Source organism: Pseudomonas oryzihabitans NBRC 102199, assembly GCF_000730625.1.
Lineage (GTDB): Bacteria > Pseudomonadota > Gammaproteobacteria > Pseudomonadales > Pseudomonadaceae > Chryseomonas > Chryseomonas oryzihabitans.
This window is the reverse complement of the sequence record NZ_BBIT01000002.1, coordinates 461,974-481,657: the sequence shown is the minus strand read 5'-3', so window position 1 is coordinate 481,657 and position 19,684 is coordinate 461,974. Positions and strand designations below refer to the sequence as shown.

The following is a 19,684-nucleotide window of genomic DNA, read 5'->3' as shown; positions in this document are numbered from 1 at the left end:
CTTTTCGCCCTCGCGGGCCCTTGCCACACTCTCCGACTTTTTGCGGTCGAACGACCCTGAAGATCCCTTCCCCCGAGGATGCCCAGCAAGATGAGTGAGGGACCCCTGGCCACGCTGACGCGCGCCGAACTCGAAGCCGAGGTGCTGCGCCTGCGCGCCGCCTTGCAGGAGGCCCTGCCGGACAAAGACGCCCCCCGCCGCCCCAGCAAGGCACGCAGCCGCGCCGTGCTGGAAAGCACCACCCAGTTCGCCATCGTGGTCTGCGACCGCGAGGGGCTCATCACGGACTGGAATCCGGGCGCCGAGCAGGTCATGGGCTGGACCGCCCAGGAGATGATCGGCCAGGATGCCTCGCGCTTCTTCACCCCTGAAGACCGGGCCAACCGTCGTGCCGCGTACGAGATGGCCAAGGCGTTGCGGGATGGCAGCGCCATGGATGAGCGCTGGCACCTGCGCAAGGACGGCCAGCGCTTCTGGGCCTCGGGCGAGATGATGGCCCTGACCGACGACGACGGCGAGCCCCTGGGGTTCGTCAAGATCCTGCGCGATCGTACCGTCGAACACCTGGCGGGCCTGGCGCTCAAGGAAACCCAGGAACGCTACCGGTTGGTGGCCGAAGCCACCAACGACGCCATCTGGGACTGGGACTTCAGCACCGGCCAGGTGCGCTGGAACGAAGCCCTGACCACGGCCTATGGCCACGCCCCGGAAGCGGTGGACTCTACCGGCAGTTGGTGGCTCGCCCAGATCCATCCGGACGACCGCACGCGGATCGACGCCTCCATCCATGGGGTGATCGATGGCGACGGCCTGGTCTGGACCGACGAATACCGCTTTCTGCGTGCGGACGGCTCCTATGCGCTGGTGTTCGACCGCGGCCGGGTGATCCGTGATGTCTACGGCCGCCCCACGCGGATGATCGGCGCCATGCTGGACATGAGTCAGCTGCAGACGGCGGAAACCGCCCTGCGCAAGAGCGAAGAGCGCTTTCGCGCCATCATCGAGACCATCGGCTCGGCCTTCGCCATCGTCCAGGTCAAGTTCGATGCCGACGACAAGCCCATCGACTACCGCTTCCTGGAGGCCAATCCGGCCTTCGAACGCCAGGCCGGGGTCAATCTGCGCGGCAAGTGGGTGACCGAGTTCGCCCCCAACCTGGAGCAGTTCTGGTTCGACACCTATGGCCATGTGGCCAAGACCGGCGAACCGGCCACCTTCGAGAACTACGCCAACACCTTCGAACGCTGGTTCGACGTGCGCGCCGTGCGGGTCGGCGACCCGGACGAGCGCCAGATCGCCATCCTCTTCAGCGACGTGACCGAGCGGCGCAACGCCGAGGAACGGCTGCGCGTCAGCGAGGCCCTGGCCCGGGAGAACATCGAGCGGGTGCAGCTGGCGCTTTCCGCGGGGGCCATCATCGGCACCTGGCACTGGGACCTGCCGACCGACAGATTCACCGTGGACGAGGCCTTCGCCACGGTCTTCGGCCTCGATCCGCAGCTGGGCCGCGAGGGCCTGAGCCTGGCGCAGGTGGTCACCAACGTCCATCCCGATGACAAGGAGGGCCTCGCCCGGGCCATCGAGGTGGTGATCGCCCAGGCCGGATCCTTCGCCCATCAGTACCGGGTGCGCCGCGCCGACGGCCACTACTACTGGATCGAGGCCAACGGCCGGGTCGACCATGCCGCCGACGGGACGCCGCTGCGCTTTCCCGGCGTGCTCATCGACGTCGAGGAGCGGCGCGCCATCGAGGCCGAGCGCGACAAGGCCCTGGCCGCCCTGCGCACCCTCAACGACACCCTGGAGGTGCGCGTGGCCGAACGCTCGGCCAAGTTGATGCAGGCCGAGGAAAAGCTGCGCCAGGCGCAGAAGATGGAAGCCGTCGGCCAGCTCACCGGCGGCCTCGCCCACGACTTCAACAACCTGCTGGCCGGTATCTCCGGCGCGCTGGAACTGATGGAGACGCGCATCGCCCAGGGTCGGCTGCGCGAACTCGATCGCTACCTGGTGGCCGCCCAGGGCGCGGCCAAGCGCGCCGCCGCCCTCACCCACCGGCTGCTGGCCTTTTCCCGGCGTCAGACCCTGGCGCCACGACCGGTGGACGTCAACCAGCTGATCGATGGCCTCACCGACCTCATCCAGCGCACCGTGGGTCCGAGCATCCAGGTCGAGACGGTCGGTGCCGCCGGCCTCTGGCCCGCCCTGGTGGATCCCAGCCAGCTGGAAAACTCCCTGCTCAACCTGTGCATCAATGCCCGCGACGCCATGCCCGACGGCGGCCGCATCACCATCGAGACCGCCAATCGCTGGATGGATCGCGAGACCGCCCGCGCCCAGGATCTGCCGGAAGGCCAGTACCTGTCGCTGTGCGTGACCGATACCGGGGTCGGCATCCCGCCCGAGGTGGCGGCCCGGGTGTTCGAGCCCTTCTTCACCACCAAGCCCATCGGCCAGGGCACCGGTCTGGGCCTGTCGATGATCTATGGCTTCGCGCGCCAGTCGGGCGGCCAGGTGCGGCTCTACTCCGAAGTCGGCCAGGGCACCACCCTGTGCATCTATCTGCCGCGTTACCTGGGCGAGGCGCCGGCCGACGAAGACCTGGCCACGCGCCTGGACATGGCCGGCAGCGCCCAGGGCGAGACGGTGCTCATCGTCGACGACGAGCCAACGGTGCGGATGCTGGTGGTGGATATCCTCGAAGACCTCGGCTACGCGGTGATCGAAGCCGCCGACAGCCTCACCGGCCTGAAGATCCTGCAGTCCGATGTGCACCTGGATCTGCTGATCACCGACGTCGGTCTGCCCGGTGGCATGAACGGCCGGCAGATGGCCGATGCGGGACGCCAGTCACGCCCGGGGCTCAAGACCCTGTTCATCACCGGCTATGCCGAGAACGCCGCCATCGGCAACGGCCACCTGGACCCCGGCATGGAGATCCTGACCAAGCCCTTCGCCGTGGACACCCTGGCGGCGCGGGTGCGCGAGATGATGGGCGGCTAGTCCACCTTGCTAGAAGCTGGCGCCGATCTTCAGCGCCACCGTATAGCCTTCCGCCCGGTTGCGCGTCTCGAATTCCTTGTAGGCGTGCAGCCAGATGGCCGGCAGCCCAGAGGCGGGGTCGAAGTAGCTGAGCGCCGGCCCCAGCGCCAGGGTGCGGGCGCGGTTGCCATGGGTCAGGCCGGGGGCGTCGTCGTCGCTGAGCTGGCGGTAATAGTAGCCGCCCAGCCCCGCCGTCCAGGGACCGACGTGCTGGCCCACGGCGAATTCGTGGCGATACTCCACCCCGCTGCGGTAGTCGGTGGCCGAGTTGCGCGCATTGATGTCGACCTGGAAGCTGGACGACAGCTCCAGTCCGCTGGGGCTGATGTAGCTGGCGTTGAAGATCGGCGAGACCGTCCAGTGGTTGGTCCCGGGACTGACCAGGCGATTCTTGTCGTAGTCACCGGTGGGCGCCTGGATCGACAGCTGGGTGTTGATGCCGACGCCGGGCGCCGGCTCCCAGGCGAGGATCAGCGGAATCAGCTGCAGGTCGGCCGGGCGGAACAGCTCGGCGCTGTCGCTGAACACCCGCTGCCCGCCGGCGTTGATACCGAGGTCCGCATCCATGCGAAAGAACACCGAGACCGCGCCGAAGCCGTAGCGCGCCCCGAACAGCTGCTGATCGGTCATGCGCAGATAGGCCAGGCCGATGGCCAGGACGTTGATGTTGAAATCGTTGCCATCGTCCCGGCCATGGCTGTCCTTGATCACCCGCGCCTGGTAGTCGCTGAAGCGCATGCCGATCGTACCGACGGGCGTCGACGGCGGCATGAAGCCGGCGCCGAAGTCCTGCACCCCGGCGGCGGTGGTCGGCATGCCCTTCTCGGTGGCGTGGGTGGTGGCGGCCAGCGCCGCGAGTGACAGGACGGCGGCGCGGGTCAGCATTCCGGGCAGAGACGGCATGGCGGGATTCCTCAGGGCTTTCGAGCGGGCGAGCGAGGCCTCACCGGGCACGCGAGGCGCCCGGTCTTGGCATAGGGATCAGGGGGAGATCAGTCCGGCGCGGCGGCGACCTGTTGCGCGATCTGCGCCTTGCGGTTGACGCCGAGCTTCTCGTAGATGCGCCTCAGGTGATGGCGGACCGTGGCCGGCGCCATGCCCAGGTTGCGGGCGACTTCCTTGTAGGTCTGGCCGAGGGCGAAGCACTGGGCCACTTCCAGCTCGCGGGCACTGAGGCGTTCCGCCGAACTGCGCCGGCGCGCCTTGAGCAGCAGCAGATCGCCCAGCGGCTGGGCCTCGAGCTGCAGGGTACGGCCCTGGTAGGTGCCCTGGGGATCGCAGGCGGGCGGCAGGCGATTGCCCTGCCAGCCCTCCCACTCCCCCGCCAGCAGGGCGGCGAAGCCGGGCTCCATGGACAGCAGCACGCCATAGCGATCGCACACCGCCAGGGCCAGTTCGTCGAAGCTGCCCTGGCTGTCTCTCAGGGTCGCCAGGGTGCGCAGGCAACTCTCGCGCTCGGCATGCAGCAGGTGCGGCATCAGCCATTCCACCAGCTGGCATTCCAGGGCGGTGAAGGGGGTGGCGGGATCTTCGCGGAACAGCGTGAGGTGCACGCCCAGGCGGGTCTGGTCGTCGGTGAGCACGATGCGCAGGCCGTGGGCCAGGCCATACCGCTGCCCCAGGGCGGCCAGGCTCGGCGAAGCCGTCAGGTCGCGGCAGTCGAACACCTGGCAACGCCCCTGCACCAGGTGCAGGTCGCCGAGGGTGCGGTCGTCGGCCTTGAGGGCATCCCATTCGCGGGTATAGCTGCCGGGCAGCCCCAGCAGAAAGGTGCTGTGCGCCACGGGGACGCCGTCGCGCCAGGCGGAGTTGCCCCACCAGGCCTTGTCGAAGGCGACCAGGCGCTGCAGCTGCGCCAGGGCCTGGGCATGGAATTCGGTGATGGCCCCGCCCCGCAGGCGGGCTTGCAGCGCCAGGACGACCTGGCTGAAGCGGGCGACCACGTCGCTGGGCACACTGCAGGAAACGACGGCTGACTGATCCATGCTACCCCCATTGTTTTGATTGTCTGGGTAGGATGCCGGCCCCCTGACGGGGCCTGGCTTGGGTCCGAGTCTACCGTACCGCGGCGGCGCGCCTATCGTTCAGATGCAGGATAGGCCGCCCTCAGCCACGGGCGCGACCGCGCAACGGCCGCGGGCTAGCCGAGGTCCAACAGCCGCCGCCATCGTTCATCTGATCGATAGACCCGCCCCAAGCCTGCGGCGAGGCTGGCGGCGACCCGGCGTCCATCCTGGCGCCCGGGACCACAGGAGAAGCCCCATGCCCGACGTCTTCGCGCGCCTCACTCCCGAGGTGGGCGGCCTGCTGGCACAGCTGGCCGCCCACCCGCAGCCGCCGCTGGACAGCCTCACCCCGGCGCAGGCGCGCGCCGCCTATGTGCAGCTGAATCGCGCCCTTGGCCTGCCGCCGGCGCCGGTGACGCGGGTGGACGAACTCAGCGCTCCCGGTCCGCTCGGTCCCATCCCGCTGCGCCTCTACCGCCCCTATGCGGAAGACGATCGACCGCGCCCGCTGGTGGTCTATCTGCACGGCGGTGGCTGGGTGATCGGCGACCTGGACAGCCATGATTCGCTCTGCCGCCAGATTGCCCTGGGCACCGGCTTCGCGGTGCTGGCGGTGCACTATGCCCTCGCCCCCGAGCATCCGGCACCGGCGAGCCCCGACGATGTGCTGGCCGCCCTGCACTGGCTGGCCCAGGCCGGCAGCGCCTTGAATCTCGATCTCGACCGCGTCGCCGTGGCCGGCGACAGCGCCGGCGGCGGCCTGGCGGCCATGGCCGCGCTGCACCTGCGCGAAGGACCGCTCAGGCTCAAGGCCCAGGTGCTGATCTACCCCGGCGTCGACAACACGCCCGAGGCCTGGAATCACCCCTCGCGCATCGAGAACGCCCAGGTCCCGCCGCTGACCCGGCCGATGATGGATTACTTCTCGGGGATGTATCTCCAGGACGTGGACACCCGCGACCCGCGCGTCTCGCCGCTCTATGCCCCCTCCCACGCCGACCTGCCGCCGGCGCTGATCTTCGGCGCCGAATGCGACGCCCTGCGCGACGATGCCCGCCTCTACGCCCAGGCGCTGATCGGCGCCGGCAACGCCGTGGAGTACCACGAGTTGCCGGGCATGATCCATGGCTTCATCGAGATGCTCGGGGTGCTGCCAGGCGTGCGCTGGACCCTGGAAAGGATGAATGCCTTTCTGCGCGAGCACCTGCAGCAGGCGACCTGAGGCCGCCCGCGCGGGTCAGACCCGGCCGAACCAGTGCAGCACCAGCCGATAGAGGTGCTCCGGCCAGCGCGACCACCAACCGCCCTGCGCCGCCGCCTCCAGGGCCACCAGCGGGCGGGTCTGCAGGACGCGGTCGCCCTCCACCAGCTCCAGGCGGCCGACCACCGCGCCCTGGGCGATGGGCGCCACCAGCGGCTCGTTCAGCACCAGGCGGCGCTCGGGTGGTTGCTGGCCCTTGGGACGGGTCAGCACCACGTCCTCGGTCACGCCCACCGGCAGGGTCGCCTGCTCGCCCTCCCAGATCGCCGGGGTGCCCAGGGCGACGCCGGCCTTGTCGAGGCTCAGGTTGTCGAAGAAGCGATAGCCATAGGTCAGCAGCTTTTGGGTGTCCGCCGCGCGGTTGTTGATCGAGTTCGAGCCGAACACCGCGGTGATCAGTCGGCGTCCGTCGCGCAGCGCCGAGGTGACCATGCAGTAGCCAGCCGCCTCGGTATGCCCGGTCTTGAGGCCGTCCACGGTGTGGTCGCGCCACAGCAGCAGGTTGCGATTGGGTTGGCGGATGCCGTTCCAGGTGAAGTACTTCCTGGCATAGAGCTCAAAGTAGGCCGACTCGTCCTGGATGATGGCGCGGGCCAGCAGCGCCATGTCGTAGGGCGAGGAAAAGTGCTCGGGGTCGGGCAGCCCGGTGGGATTCATGAAGTGACTGTCGTGCAGGGCCAGGCGCTGCGCGGTGGCGTTCATCAGGCTGGCGAAGCTCTCGTTGCTGCCGGCGATGTGCTCGGCCAGGGCCACGCTGGCGTCGTTACCCGAGTCGATGACGATGCCCTGCAGGAGATCGTGCACCGACACCTGGCTGCGCGGATCGAGAAACATCCGCGAGCCTTCGGTGCGCCAGGCGTGCTCGCTGACGGTGACCGGGTCGTCGGCCTTGAGCTGGCCGGCCTGGATGTCGCGGGTCGCCACATAGACGGTCATCAGCTTGGTCAGGCTGGCCGGCGGCAGGTGCTCGTGGGCATTCTCTTCGGCGATCACCTGGCCGGTGGTGGCATCCATCAGCACCCAGGCCTTGGCCGAGAGCTGGGGCGGCGAAGGAATCAGCACGGTGGTGGCGGGCGCAGCGGCGGGTGCAGCGGCGGGCGCGGCTTCGACCTGGCCGAGCCAGGCGAGACCCAGGGCGGCGAGGCCCAGTAGCAAGGGGTGTTTCACGAGCGGCAGATCCGGTGTGGCAGGAGGGGCCCGCCATCCTGGGAGAGCCCTGCCCCGGTCTCAAATGAAGCAAAATGAAGAAAAATTTAGGAAGGCGCACCTCACCCGGCGCTGGTGATGATCACCCGCGCGCCCACCGGTTCGGCCGCCTCGATGCTCAGGCTGAAGCCATGCAACCGCACGATGGCCGCCACCAGCGACAGGCCCAGGCCATAGCCCGGTTGCTGGCGACTGGCATCGCCGCGATAGAGCCGGCGCAGCACGCTCTCGCGCTCGGCCTCGGGAATGCCGGGGCCGTCGTCGATCACCTCGATGCGCACCGCCAGGCCGACGCCACGCGCCACCAGCCGCACCCTGCCCCCTTCGGGAGCGAACTTGAGGGCGTTGTCGAGCAGATTGACCAGCGCCTCGAACAGCAACTCGGCGTCGCCCTGCACCTCCGGCAGCGCCTCGCCCAGCTCCAGGCTCAGGGTCTGGGCCTTTTCCTGGGCCAGGGGTTCGTAGAAGTCATGGGCCTGGCGCAGCAGCGCGGCGAGGTCCAGGGGCGCGAAGGCCATGCGCCGCCGGGTGTCCTCCAGCTCGGAGATGCGCAGCAGGCCCTGGAAGCGCGACATGATGGCCTCGGTCTCGGCCAGCGCCTCGCCGAGGCTGTCGGCCTGGGGTTCGGCCAGCGGCAGTTGCTGCAGCTGGTGCAGGCGCGCCCGCAGCCGCGTCAGCGGGGTGCGCAGGTCATGGGCGATGCCGTCGCAGACGCCCTTCACCTCGTGCATCGAGCGCTCCAGCTGCGCCAGGGTGGTATTGACCGCATCGGCCAGCATGTCCAGCTCGTCGTGGCGCGGCGACAGTGGCAGGCGTTCCTCCAGGTGACCGGCGACGATCCGTTCCAGGCTGCGTTGCAGTCGCTCGACGCGCCGCAGCGGTCGTCGCCGCAACAGGTGCCAGCCGACCAGGCCGGGGATCAGGGTCAGCGACAGGCCCCAGAACAGCGCCTGGCCGATGATGCCGCCCACCGCCGAGATGGAGCCGCCGTCGCGGGCCAGCACCAGGATGCGGCCGTCGGCGCGGCGTTGCAGAAAAGCATGGCTGCTGCGGGTCTCGTCCAGGGCATCGGTGGTCCTGAGGCCGCGCTGCAGGTAGTGCACCCGACCGTCGTCCGGCAGGTTGCGCAGGAGCTTGACCAGGTTGCCGGCCACAAGGCGCCCATCGGCCTCGAACAGGCCGTAGGCGTCGATGCCGGGCATGGAATAGACCTCGCTGGCCTGCAGCTCGCCCAGCAGGTCGGCATCGGCCACCTTGCCGTAGTAGTGCGCCCGCTGCAGCAGGGTGCGCTCCGCCACGGCGCCCAGGTAACCGGAGATCTGCCAGTAGAGCACCCCGGTGAAGACCGCGCCCCAGGCCACGAAGAGCAGCGCATAGAGCGCCAGCAGGCGGCTGCTGCCCGAGCGCCAGCGCCTAGTCCGGGACGACGAGGACATAGCCGGCTCCGCGAACGGTATGCACCAGCGGCCGCCCGACCCGCTCGATCTTGCGTCTGAGCCGCCCCATGTGCACGTCGATGATGTTGGTGCCCGGATCGAAGTGATAGCCCCAGACCTGCTCGAAGAGCATGGTACGGGTCACCAGTTGCCCGGCGTTGCGCATCAGGTAGGTGAGGATCTTGAATTCGGTGGGCAGCAGGGCGATGGCCTCGCCGGCCCGGGTCAGGGTGTTCTCGATCAGGTCCAGGGTCAGCTCGCCGACCCGCAACTGGTGACTGGCGGACTGCGCGCCCGGCCGTCTGAGCAGCGCCTCCAGGCGGGCCATCATCTCCACCAGGGAAAAGGGCTTGGTCAGGTAGTCGTCACCGCCGCATCTCAGGCCGCGCACGCGCTCGTCGACATCGGACAGGGCGCTGAGCATCAGCACCGGGGTGGCGATGCCGAGGCCACGCAGGGTGCTGACGATGGTCAGGCCATCGAAATCCGGCAGCATACGGTCGAGGGTGATGATGTCATGGCCGCCGGCGATGGCCGCGGCCAGGCCCTCGCGGCCGGTGCTTTCCCAACGTACCTGATAGTCTTGCGCCCGCAATTCGCTGGCGATGGCGTGGGCGGTCACCTCGTCGTCTTCGATGACCAAAGCCTGGGTCATGATGGCCTCTGGATCTGGCGCCCGGTCTGGCGGACCGGACACCCTAGGGAAAACGACCAGGTCGGTAAATTAAATTTTTCTTCATTCGGACTAACGCGCTTCCGCCTCGCCCGCGGTCTATCGTCGGTCTTTTCACCCTGGAGTCTTCACCATGTTTCGACGTCTGCCCACCCTCGCCCTTGGCGCCCTGCTGCTGGCCTCCACGCCACTGCTGGCCGCACAACCCGTCACCACCCTCACGGTGCTGAGCTCGGGCGGCATCATGGGCGCCATCCGCGAAGTCGCCCCGGCCTATGAAAAGGCCACTGGCGTGAAACTGGACATCGCCGCCGCGCCGTCCATGGGCGACACGCCCCAGGCCATCCCCCAGCGCCTGGCCCGCAACGAGCCGGCCGACGTGGTGCTGATGGTGGGTTCGGCGCTGGACAAGCTGGTCGCCAACGGCCAGGCGCTCAAGGACAGCCGGGTCGACCTGGGGCAGTCCTTCATCGCCATGGCGGTGCGTAAGGGCGCGCCCAAGCCGGACATCTCCACCATGGAGGCCTTCAAGCAGAGCCTGGAAAGCGCCCAGTCGGTGGCCTATTCCGACAGCGCCAGCGGTGTCTACCTGGCCCACATCCTCTTCCCGCGCATGCAGCTGAGCGATGCCTTCAAGGCCAAGGCGCGCATGATCCCCGCCGAGCCGGTGGGCGAAGTCGTCGCCCGCGGCGAGGCGCAGCTGGGCTTCCAGCAGCTGAGCGAGTTGAAGCCGGTGCAGGGCATCGACATCGTCGGCCTGATCCCCGACCAGGCGCAGAAGATGACCCTCTACTCCGGCGCCGTGGTCAGCAAGAGCACGCACCCGGATGCCGCGCGCGCCCTGCTGCAGTACCTGGCCTCGAAAGACGCCGCCAAGGCCATCGAAGACAGCGGTCTCAAGCCCATTCCGGCGCAGCAGTAATAAGGCCGCTCCCACAGCGGATGATGCTTTTGTAGGAGCAACTGTCTTGATCGCATATCGCGGCCATGGGCCGCTCCTACAGGCACGGACGCCACCGTAGGAGCGGCCGCTACGGCGTACCGGCATGGCCGCGATAAAGACAGTTGCTCCACCGACTTCAGACGAAGAAAGAGATGGCGCCGGTGAGCAGGGCGATGGCGGTGATGACCAGGGAGGTCAGCACCGCCCATTTGACGGTGGCCTTCTGGAAGTCGCCGATGTCGCGGTCGACCATGCCCACCAGCAGCAGCGTCGAGGCCACCAGCGGACTCATCAGGTGCACCGGCTGGCCCAGCACCGAGGCGCGGGCGATCTCCACCGGATCGATGCCGTAGGCCGCGGCGGCGTTGGCCAGGATGGGCACCACGCCGAAGTAGTAGGCATCGTTGGACAGCACGAAGGTCAGCGGCATGCTGGTGATGGCCACCACCAGCGGGAACCAGTGGCCCCAGGCCGGCGGAATCCAGTCGACCAGGGTCTGGGCCAGGGCGTCGACCATCTTGGTGCCGGAAAAGATGCCGGCGAAGATGCCCGCGGCGAACACCAGCAGCACCACGGTCATGGCATTGCCGGAGTGGGCCAGGATGCGCTCCTTCTGCAGCTCCAGTTGCGGATAGTTGATCATCAGCGCCAGCACGAAGCCGATCATGAAGAGGATGGCGGCGTGCATCACGCCCATGACCAAGGCGGTCATCACCGCGATCACCAGCACCAGGTTGACGTAGGCCAGGCGCGGCCGCTTGGTCGGCGAATCACCGAGGATCTCCTCGATGTAGCACTTGCCGCCGGCCGCCCCACCGCTCTCCAGGGCGACGTTGCCGATGCGCGCGCGCTCGCGGCGACCCAATAGGTAGGCAGTGAAGACCACCCAGGCCGCTCCGCCGATCACCGTGGGCAGCATGGGAATGAAGTAGGCGGTGGCGTCCAGCCCCAGCGCGGCGATGGCGCGGGTGGCCGGGCCGCCCCAGGGACTCATGCCGCTCATGATGCTCAGGGAGAGCATGGAGACGGTCGCCAGCACCATGGGATTCATGCCGATGCGCTTGTACAGCGGCAGCATGGCCGCGCAGGTGATCATGTAGGTGGTGGTGCCGTCGCCGTCCAGGGCCACCAGCAGCGAGAGCAGCGCGGTGCCGATGGCGATCTTGACCGGGTCGCCGTTGACGCGCTTGAGGATCTTGCGGATCAGCGGATCGAACAGCCCGGCGTCGATCATCAGGCCGAAGAAGAGGATGGCGAACAGCAGCAGCGCCGCGGAGGGCGCCACCATCTTCAGGCCGTCGAGCATCATCTTGCCGGTGGTGGGGGCGAAGCCGCCGATGAGGGCGAAGACGATGGGCACCACGGTGAGCGCCACGATGGGCGACAGACGTTTGCTCATGATCAGGTAGGTGAAGGTCACCACCATGATCAGACCGAGAAGCGCGAGCATAGGCATATCCCTTGTTCTTGTTGTGGGTCTGGCCGGCCGCGGGCCAGCCGATCCCCGCCTCCGGCCAGCTGACGGCGCGGAGGTGGGATTGCAGCGGTAGCGGGGTTGGAACGATCAGGCGTGGGGACGAACGTCCGGTGCCGTCCACTCGGCGGCCTCGGGCAGCGCCACGGGTTCGGCCTTGCCGCTGGCCAGGGCGCGCATCAGCTTGTCGCGATCGCAGGCGCCCTCGCCCAGCGCGATCACCACGGTGGCCACGGCGTTGCTGGCCAGGCTGGTGAGGGCGCGGGCCTCGGACATGAAGCGGTCGATGCCGATGAGCAGCGCCAGTCCGGCCAGCGGGATGTCGTGGATCACGGTGAGGGTCGAGGCCAGGGCGACGAAGCCGCTGCCGGTCACCCCTGCCGCGCCCTTGGAGGACAGCAGCATGATCGCCAGCATGGTCAGGGTCTGGCCGACGGTGAGGTCGATGTTGCAGGCCTGGGCGATGAAGACCGCGGCCAGCGACAGGTAGATGGCGGTGCCGTCCAGGTTGAAGGAGTAGCCGGTGGGCAGCACCAGGCCGACCACGCCCTTCTTGCAGCCCAGGCCTTCGAGCTTCTGCAGCATGCGCGGCAGCACCGGCTCGGTGGACGAGGTGCCCAGCACCACCAGGAATTCCTCGCGGAAGTAGCGCAACAGCTTCCACAGGCTGAAGCCGCGCGAGCGGCACAGCGCGCCCAGCACCACGAAGACGAAGAAGGCGCAGGCGATGTAGAGGGTGGCGATCAGCTTGGCCAGGGAGCCCAGCGAGGTGATGCCGTACTGGCCCACGGTAAAGGCCAGGGCGCCGAAGGCACCCACCGGGGCGAAGCGCATCAGGTAGCCGAAGATGCGGAAGACCATCTGCGACGCCGACTCCAGCACGTCCAGCACCGGCCGGCCGCGCTCGCCCATGGCGGACAGGGCGAAGCCGCAGAGCACGGCGATGAACAGCACCGGCAGCACCTCACCCTTGTTGAACGCCCCCATGAAGGTGTCCGGGATGATGTGCATGAAGAAGTCCACCACGCTGAGCTTGGCCGCCGACGCCGTGTACTGGGCGATGCTGGCGGTGCTCAGGGTCGCGGGATCGATGTTCATGCCCACGCCGGGCTGGAACAGATAGACCGCGCCGAGGCCGATGAACAGGCTGATGACGGTGAGCACCAGGAACAGCAGCAGCGTCTTGCCCATCAACCGGCCCAGGGTGCTCTTGTCGGTCATGCCGGCGATGCCGGTGACGATGGTGCAGAACACCACCGGGGCGATCATCATCTTGATCAGTTTGATGAAGGCGTCACCCAGGGGCTTGAGCGCGACGGCCTGTTGCGCCCAGAAGTGACCGACCAGCACCCCGAGGACCACGGCGCAGAGGATCTGGAAGTACAGCGATTTGGCAAGTTTCATGGGGCATCACCGTTTATTGAAGTTGTGCGGATGCGCTGGTGGTTGGGGGTGTCGCGTTAGCCGGCGAGCCTCCGCGCGGTAGGCGCATAGACATGACCGGAAAACAGACGGCGCGCGGTCCGGACGACCGAGGCCTGGATGGTAGTGCCGTCCGCGCCGCCGCGCGACAGCACCACGTCGATCCCGCCGCTGGGATGCTCCAGGCGGACGTGGGTCAGGTCACGCGCCGACTCGCCGAGCAGCGCCATCACCACGGTCTCCGGGGTGACGCAGGCGGTGGCCAGGCCGATGGAGCCGGTGATGGCCAGCGCCCGGTGGCAGCTGTGCGGCATGAAATAGCGCACCTGCAGGGTGCCGCCCTGCTGGGGCGCGGAAATCAGCACCGGCTTGGGGATCACCTTGCCGCTGACATCGCCCAGGCCCATGGCCCGACCCGCCTGCAGCCGCAGGGCTTCCAGCCGGGCCAGCAGCGCCGCGTTGGCGTCCAGTTCGGCCGGCCGCTCGCTGCCGGTCACGCCCAGGTGGCGGGCCTCGACGATCATCATCGGCATGGCCATGTCGATGCAGGTCACCGGCACGCCGTCGAAGACATCCGTGGCCTGGCCGGTGGGAAACAGCTGGCCGGTCTTGCTGCCCACGGCGTCGAGAAAGGTCAGCTGCACCGGCGCGGCGGTGCCGGGCACGCCGTCGATGGCGGTGTCGCCTTCATAGCGCACCAGGCCGCCGGGCGTATGCACCAGGGAATCGACGAAACTGTTGGTGTTGAGGTTGCGGATACGCACCAGGGTCTTGCCGTCTCTCGCGGCAACCAGCCCCTGCTCCACGGCGAAGGGCCCCACGGCGCAGAGCATGTTGCCGCAGTTGGGTGCGGTATCGACGCGCCGCTCGGCAACCATCACCTGGACGAAGAGGTAATCCACGTCGGCATCGGCGTGGCTGGAGGGGCTGATGATGGCCACCTTGCTGGTCTGGGGACTGCCGCCACCGATGCCGTCGATTTCCAGCTCGTGGCCGGCACCCATGAGGTCGATCAGCATCTCGTCGCGCGCGGCGGGATCGCTGGGCAGGTCACTGGCGTGGAAGAAGGGGCCCTTGGAGGTGCCACCTCGCATGAGAACGCAGGGAATACGTTGCATGACTGCTGACTCTTGTTGATCAATAGCGGTTATTGATGTTCTGGGAACAAGATTGGCAGCCGGATATAAATCTATCCAATGCAAATATCAGCGCTATTATTCCACTTGGATAATCAATAAAGCCGGCTTTACGAAACGGGGCGTTCATGGACTACGAGCTGCAAGATATTCGATCTTTCGTGAAAATCGCCGAACTGAGCAGCTTCCACGAGGCCGCCGATGCCTTGCACCTGTCGCAGCCGGCCCTGAGCCGGCGCATCAAGAAGCTGGAAGACGGCCTGGGCACGCCCCTGCTCGAACGCACCACTCGTCGCGTCGGCCTCACGAGCGTCGGGCGCGATTTCCTGCCCAAGGCGCGGCGGCTGCTGGACGACTTCGAGGACTCCATCCTCAGCATCCGCGAACTGGCCGAGCGCCAGACCGGCCAGGTCACCCTGGCCTGCATCCCCACCGCGGCCTTCTACTTCCTGCCCTCGGTGATCCGCCAGTACAACGAGCAATACCCCAAGATCCGCATCCGCCTGCTGGACCTCAGCGCCAACGACGGCCTGGAGGCCGTGCTGCGCGGCGAAGCCGACTTCGGCATCAACATGCTCAGCGGTCAGCACCCGGACATCGAATTCGTGCCCCTGGTGCAGGAGCAATTCGTGCTGGCCTGCCGGCGCGACCACGAACTGGCCGGGCGCCCGTCGATCAGCTGGGCCGAGCTGGTCGAGCACCGGCTGATCGGTGTGGGGCGCCTGAGCGGCAACCGGGTGCTGCTCGATCATGCCCTCTCCGCCCGCGGCATTCGCCCCAAGTGGTTCTATGAGGTGCAGCACCTGTCCACCTCCCTCGGCATGGTGGAAGCCGGCCTCGGCGTCTCGGCCATGCCCAGTCTGGCCATGCCGGATGCCGACCACCCGACCCTGGTCAGCGTGCCCCTCAGCGATCCGGAGGTGACCCGGACGCTGGGCCTGGTCTCGCGTCGCGGCGCCTCGCTGTCGCCCGCCGCGGAAAAATTCGTCGCCATCCTGCTCGGCCAGTGGAAGACCGAACAGCCCTAGCCCGCACCTCGCACGCGGTCGTGCCCCGAGCGGGGGGCGGCCAAGCGCCAGTATGCAGTGAACGGCTCGCCTGCTCGGGCGGTCTGTTGGCTGCAACAACTGGTTACGGTCGAGTCCGCTCATGTCCCTTGCGCGAAAGTCGCGTCCTTCTTCTCCCTACCCGGGGAGCACCTCGAGGCGCCGCCTGGCGGTCGGATCCCTGACCGGCCTGCTGCTGGCCGCTTCGCTCACTGGGTGTTCGCCGCTACAGCACGGCTTTCTCGCCCCGGCCGGTCTCGCCGCCAGTGGCGAACGCGACCTGCTGCTGTGGATCGTCGGCCTGGCGCTGGTGGTGGTCCTGCCGGTGATCCTGCTCACCCCGCTGATCGTCTGGCGCTATCGCCACGGCAACGCGCGCGCCGCCTACCGGCCACGCTGGGAATTCTCCTGGCTGCTGGACGTCTTCGCCTGGGGCGTGCCGGCGCTGATCGTCGCGGTCCTGGCGGTGCTGGTCTGGACCCGCACCCACAGCCTCGACCCCTATCGCTCGCCGACGCCCAGCCAGGCGCCGCTGGAGGTCCAGGTGATCGGCCTGGACTGGAAGTGGCTGTTTCTCTATCCCGAACAGGGCATCGCCACGGTCAATGAACTGGTCCTGCCAGCCGGACGCCCGGTGCAGCTCAGACTCACCAGCGATACGGTGATGCAATCCCTGCTGTTGCCGCGCCTCGGTGGCCAGATCTACGCCATGGCCGGCATGCAGACCCAGCGCTACCTGCAGATTCCCGCGCCCGGCCAGTTCGAGGGCCGCAACGCCCAGTACAGCGGCGAAGGCTTCCAGGATCAGCATTTCCCGATCCGGGTGCTGGATGCGCAGGACTTCGCCAGCTGGACCCAGGGCGTCAGCCAGACCCGCGAGGCGCTGGATTGCGCCCATTACCAGGTGCTGTCCCGCCCCGGCACCCTGGAGCAAGCCGCCGCGTTGCGCCTGACCCAACCTGCCCTCTTCGCCTGGGTGCTGGCGCGCTATCGCCAGGATCCGGTACCCGCCTGCGCCACCTTCCAGGGAGCCACCCATGACTGATTCCTCGGCCCTCTGGCACCTGCTGTTCGGTCGCCTGGGCTACGACGCCCTGCCCTTCTACAGCCTGGTCGCCACCTGCGGCGCCAGCGTGGTGATCCTTGGCGCCCTGGCCACCGCCGGGGTGATCACCTGGCTCGGCAAGTGGCGCTATCTCTGGCAGGAGTGGTTCACCAGCCTGGACCACAAGCGCATCGGCATCATGTATGTGGTGCTGGCCCTGGTGATGTTCAGCCGCGGCGTGGTGGAAGGCGTGATGATGCGCACCCAGCAGGCCCTGGCCATCGATGCCCCGGGCTATCTGCCACCGGAGCACTTCGGCCAGCTGTTCAGCACCCACGGCACCATCATGGTGTTCTTCGTGGCCATGCCCTTCCTTACCGGGCTGATCAACTTCGTCATGCCGCTGCAGATCGGTGCCCGCGACGTGCGCTTTCCGCTGCTCAACGCCATCAGCCTCTGGCTGACCGTGGCCGGTGCCGCCCTGGTGATGGTCTCGCTGGTGCTGGGTCGCTTCTCGACCGGTGGCTGGAGCGGCTATCCGCCCTATACCGGCGCCGAATACCAGCCCGGCGTCGGCCCCGACTACTGGATCTGGGCGCTGACCCTCAGCTCCATCGGCAGCACCCTGACCGGCCTCAACTTCGCCGTCACCCTCTACAAGGAGCGGACGCCGGGCATGCGCCTGTTCCATATGACGCTGTTCAGCTGGACGGCGCTGTGCACCAGCATCCTGATGATCTTCGCCATGCCGCCGCTGACCGTGGCCACCCTGCTGCTGGCCCTGGACCGCTACCTGGACTTCCATTTCTTCACCAACACCCAGGGCGGCAACCTGATGAACTACATCAACCTCTTCTGGCTGTTCGGCCATCCGGAGGTGTACATCCTGATCCTGCCGGCCTTCGGGGTGTTCTCCGAGGTCTTCGCCACCTTCTCCACCAAGCGGCTCTATGGCTATCACTCCCTGGTCTGGGCCACCCTGGTGATCGCGGTGCTGTCCTTCACCGTCTGGCTGCACCACTTCTTCACCATGGGTCAGAGTCCGAAGATCAATGCCGCCTTCGGCATCGCCACCATGCTCATCGGCATTCCCACCGGGGTGAAGATCTACGACTGGATGGCGACCATGTTCCGCGGGCGCATCCGCCTGACCACGCCGCTGATCTATGCAGTGATGTTCATCATGCTGTTCGTCATCGGCGGCCTTACCGGCATCACCCTGGCCACACCGCCGGTGGACTATCAGATGCACAACACCGTCTACCTGGTCGCCCACTTCCACAACATGCTGATCCCCGGGATGCTGTTCGGCATGCTGGCCGGCTATCACTTCTGGTTTCCCAAGGCCTTCGGCTTTCGCCTAGACGAGCGTTGGGGCCGCATCGCCGCCCTGAATTTCGGCCTGGGCTTCCTGCTCGCCTTCATGCCGCTGTACGTGCTTGGGGTCTCCGGCCTGCCGCGGCGCAGCCAGGCGATCCACAATCCCGATTTCGCCCCGCTGCTGTGGGTCGCCGAGCTGGGTGCGGTGATCCTGCTCGCCGCCCTGGCCAGCCTGGTGATCCAGCTGGTGGTGAGCATCCGCCGGCGCGACAGTGCCCGGGTGCCGGTGGGCGATCCCTGGAATGGCCGCACCCTGGAATGGGCCGTGGCCGCGCCGCCGCCGGAATACAACTTCGCCGTGCCGCTGCCGATCAACGACCGCGATCCCTTCACCTGGCTCAAGGAGCACGGCCTGGCCTACGACCGGCCGCGCACCTATGCCGACATCGTCCTGCCGAAAAACAGCGCGGTGCCGGCCCTTGTCGGGGCGGCGGGCTTCGCCTGCGCCTTCGGGCTGGTCTGGCACATCGGCTGGCTGGCCGTGCTCGGCCTGGGGGTGGCCTGGGGCGCGGTGATCGCCCGCAGCTTCCAGCGCGATACCGAGCGGCTGATTTCCGCTGCAGACATCCGCCGCCAACACGAGGCTTGGCTGGATCTCGTCGCCGCGACGCGAGCGGTCAACCGCGACGAGGAAACCGGGCCGGGCAACCGTGGCCTGGCGGAGATGGGCCCATGAGTCCGCGCGACATGAACCACGCCGGCCTCAATGTCGGCGCCACCGATCACGCCACCCACGTCGAGGCCGAGTATTCGCTGTTCGGCTTCTGGATCTTCCTGATGAGCGACGCCCTGGTGTTCGCGCTGCTGTTCGCCATCTACGCGACGCTACAGCACGCCACCGCCGGGGGCCCGGTCGCCCGGGACGTCTTCGAGATCGGCAGTGTCACCCTGCAGACCCTGGTGCTGCTGGCCAGCAGCTTCACCTATGGCCTGGCGTCCCTGGCCATGAAGTACCACGAGGGTCGCCTGCGGCCCCTGGTGACCTGGCTGCTGGTGACCCTGGCGCTGGGCCTGGTCTTTCTGGGCCTGGAGGTGCACGAGTTCCTCGGCATGGCGGACAAGGGCGCCCTGCCCCAGCGCAGCGCCTTTCTCTCGGCCTTCTTCGCCCTGGTGGGCATGCACGGGGTGCACGTCGCCAGTGGCTGTCTGTGGCTGGTGGTGATGCTGGTGCAACTCAGGGTGTTCGGCCTGGATACGCCGGTGAAGACCCGGCTGATGCGGCTGGGCCTGTTCTGGCATTTTCTCGATATCGTCTGGGTAGCCATCCTCTCGGTGGTCTACCTGCAGGGGCTGCTGCCATGAAGAGAGATGACTACCGTCGGGAGCTGACGAGCTACGTGGTCGGCCTGCTGCTGGCGGTGACGCTGAGTCTGATCCCCATCGGCCTGGTGCTCTTCCCGAGCTGGCCGCGCGGCACCACCCTGGGGGTCATCTTCGGCCTGGGTCTGCTGCAGATCCTGGTGCACCTGCGCTGCTTCCTGCATATCAGCCTGGGCAGCTCGCACCGCCACGACCTCTATCTGCTCTTGTTCACCAGCCTGATCCTGGTGCTGATGGTGGTGGGCAGCCTGGTGGTGCTCGGCGATCTGCAGCACCGCATGCATTGATCGGCTTGCC

16 protein-coding genes are annotated in these 19,684 nt (G+C 67.7%); 8 read left to right on the top strand and 8 right to left on the bottom strand.

Going from position 1 to position 19,684, the window contains the following annotated elements:
• Positions 1 to 90: 90 nt before the first annotated feature.
• Positions 91 to 3,000: a PAS domain-containing hybrid sensor histidine kinase/response regulator gene (locus tag POR01S_RS03670; RefSeq protein WP_081875157.1), complete on the top strand. Its 2,910-nt coding sequence runs from the start codon at positions 91 to 93 to the stop codon at positions 2,998 to 3,000.
• Positions 3,001 to 3,009: 9 nt separating this feature from the next.
• On the opposite strand, the gene POR01S_RS03665 is transcribed toward POR01S_RS03670, so the two are convergent.
• The gene (locus POR01S_RS03665) at positions 3,010 to 3,924 is read right to left on the bottom strand and encodes a SphA family protein (protein ID WP_412177551.1); all 915 of its coding nucleotides are present in this window, start codon (positions 3,922 to 3,924) and stop codon (positions 3,010 to 3,012) included.
• A 107-nt stretch (positions 3,925 to 4,031) separates the two neighbouring features.
• A complete protein-coding gene (locus tag POR01S_RS03660; protein ID WP_042133834.1) occupies positions 4,032 to 5,024 on the bottom strand; it encodes a helix-turn-helix transcriptional regulator in 993 nt (330 codons plus the stop codon).
• A 277-nt stretch (positions 5,025 to 5,301) separates the two neighbouring features.
• Between POR01S_RS03660 and POR01S_RS03655 the strand changes: the two genes are divergently transcribed.
• The gene (locus POR01S_RS03655) at positions 5,302 to 6,267 is read left to right on the top strand and encodes an alpha/beta hydrolase (RefSeq protein WP_042133832.1); all 966 of its coding nucleotides are present in this window, start codon (positions 5,302 to 5,304) and stop codon (positions 6,265 to 6,267) included.
• A 15-nt stretch (positions 6,268 to 6,282) separates the two neighbouring features.
• Here POR01S_RS03655 and POR01S_RS03650 read toward each other — a convergent pair whose 3' ends face one another.
• From POR01S_RS03650 to POR01S_RS03640, 3 genes are all read right to left on the bottom strand, one after another.
• Positions 6,283 to 7,440, bottom strand: a complete 1,158-nt coding sequence (locus tag POR01S_RS03650) for a D-alanyl-D-alanine carboxypeptidase family protein (RefSeq protein WP_042134428.1) — start codon at positions 7,438 to 7,440, stop codon at positions 6,283 to 6,285.
• Between the two features lie 134 nt (positions 7,441 to 7,574).
• Positions 7,575 to 8,948 (bottom strand): sensor histidine kinase, encoded by a 1,374-nt coding sequence (locus POR01S_RS03645; protein WP_027599583.1) that lies wholly within the window; start codon positions 8,946 to 8,948, stop codon positions 7,575 to 7,577.
• Positions 8,926 to 9,603: a response regulator transcription factor gene (locus tag POR01S_RS03640; protein ID WP_042133829.1), complete on the bottom strand. Its 678-nt coding sequence runs from the start codon at positions 9,601 to 9,603 to the stop codon at positions 8,926 to 8,928. The genes POR01S_RS03645 and POR01S_RS03640 overlap by 23 nt, the downstream gene beginning before the upstream one ends.
• A gap of 151 nt (positions 9,604 to 9,754) precedes the next feature.
• On the opposite strand from POR01S_RS03640, the gene POR01S_RS03635 reads away from it, so the two are divergent.
• Positions 9,755 to 10,543 (top strand): substrate-binding domain-containing protein, encoded by a 789-nt coding sequence (locus POR01S_RS03635; protein WP_027599585.1) that lies wholly within the window; start codon positions 9,755 to 9,757, stop codon positions 10,541 to 10,543.
• Between the two features lie 157 nt (positions 10,544 to 10,700).
• Here the strand turns inward: POR01S_RS03635 and POR01S_RS03630 are convergent, their stop codons facing one another.
• From POR01S_RS03630 to POR01S_RS03620, 3 genes are all read right to left on the bottom strand, one after another.
• Complete coding sequence (locus tag POR01S_RS03630; RefSeq protein ID WP_007158580.1) at positions 10,701 to 12,014, bottom strand: CitMHS family transporter; 1,314 nt, start codon at positions 12,012 to 12,014, stop codon at positions 10,701 to 10,703.
• 114 nt (positions 12,015 to 12,128) lie between these two features.
• Positions 12,129 to 13,442 (bottom strand): C4-dicarboxylate transporter DctA, encoded by a 1,314-nt coding sequence (dctA, locus tag POR01S_RS03625; protein WP_007158581.1) that lies wholly within the window; start codon positions 13,440 to 13,442, stop codon positions 12,129 to 12,131.
• 56 nt (positions 13,443 to 13,498) lie between these two features.
• Positions 13,499 to 14,578, bottom strand: a complete 1,080-nt coding sequence (locus tag POR01S_RS03620) for a 4-oxalomesaconate tautomerase (protein ID WP_027599586.1) — start codon at positions 14,576 to 14,578, stop codon at positions 13,499 to 13,501.
• A gap of 146 nt (positions 14,579 to 14,724) precedes the next feature.
• Between POR01S_RS03620 and POR01S_RS03615 the strand changes: the two genes are divergently transcribed.
• The 5 genes from POR01S_RS03615 (at position 14,725) to POR01S_RS03595 (ending at position 19,674) form a co-directional block, all read left to right on the top strand.
• The gene (locus POR01S_RS03615; protein WP_042133827.1) at positions 14,725 to 15,624 is read left to right on the top strand and encodes a LysR family transcriptional regulator; all 900 of its coding nucleotides are present in this window, start codon (positions 14,725 to 14,727) and stop codon (positions 15,622 to 15,624) included.
• A 121-nt stretch (positions 15,625 to 15,745) separates the two neighbouring features.
• Positions 15,746 to 16,687 carry a cytochrome ubiquinol oxidase subunit II gene (locus POR01S_RS03610; protein ID WP_052382619.1) on the top strand — a complete coding sequence of 314 codons (942 nt, stop codon included), beginning with the start codon at positions 15,746 to 15,748 and terminating at the stop codon, positions 16,685 to 16,687.
• Positions 16,680 to 18,743, top strand: a complete 2,064-nt coding sequence (locus POR01S_RS03605; RefSeq protein ID WP_081875155.1) for a cbb3-type cytochrome c oxidase subunit I — start codon at positions 16,680 to 16,682, stop codon at positions 18,741 to 18,743. The genes POR01S_RS03610 and POR01S_RS03605 overlap by 8 nt, the downstream gene beginning before the upstream one ends.
• Positions 18,740 to 19,369 (top strand): cytochrome (ubi)quinol oxidase subunit III, encoded by a 630-nt coding sequence (locus POR01S_RS03600; protein ID WP_042133825.1) that lies wholly within the window; start codon positions 18,740 to 18,742, stop codon positions 19,367 to 19,369. The genes POR01S_RS03605 and POR01S_RS03600 overlap by 4 nt, the downstream gene beginning before the upstream one ends.
• Positions 19,366 to 19,674: a cytochrome o ubiquinol oxidase subunit IV gene (locus tag POR01S_RS03595; protein WP_042133823.1), complete on the top strand. Its 309-nt coding sequence runs from the start codon at positions 19,366 to 19,368 to the stop codon at positions 19,672 to 19,674. The genes POR01S_RS03600 and POR01S_RS03595 overlap by 4 nt, the downstream gene beginning before the upstream one ends.
• Positions 19,675 to 19,684: the final 10 nt, after the last annotated feature.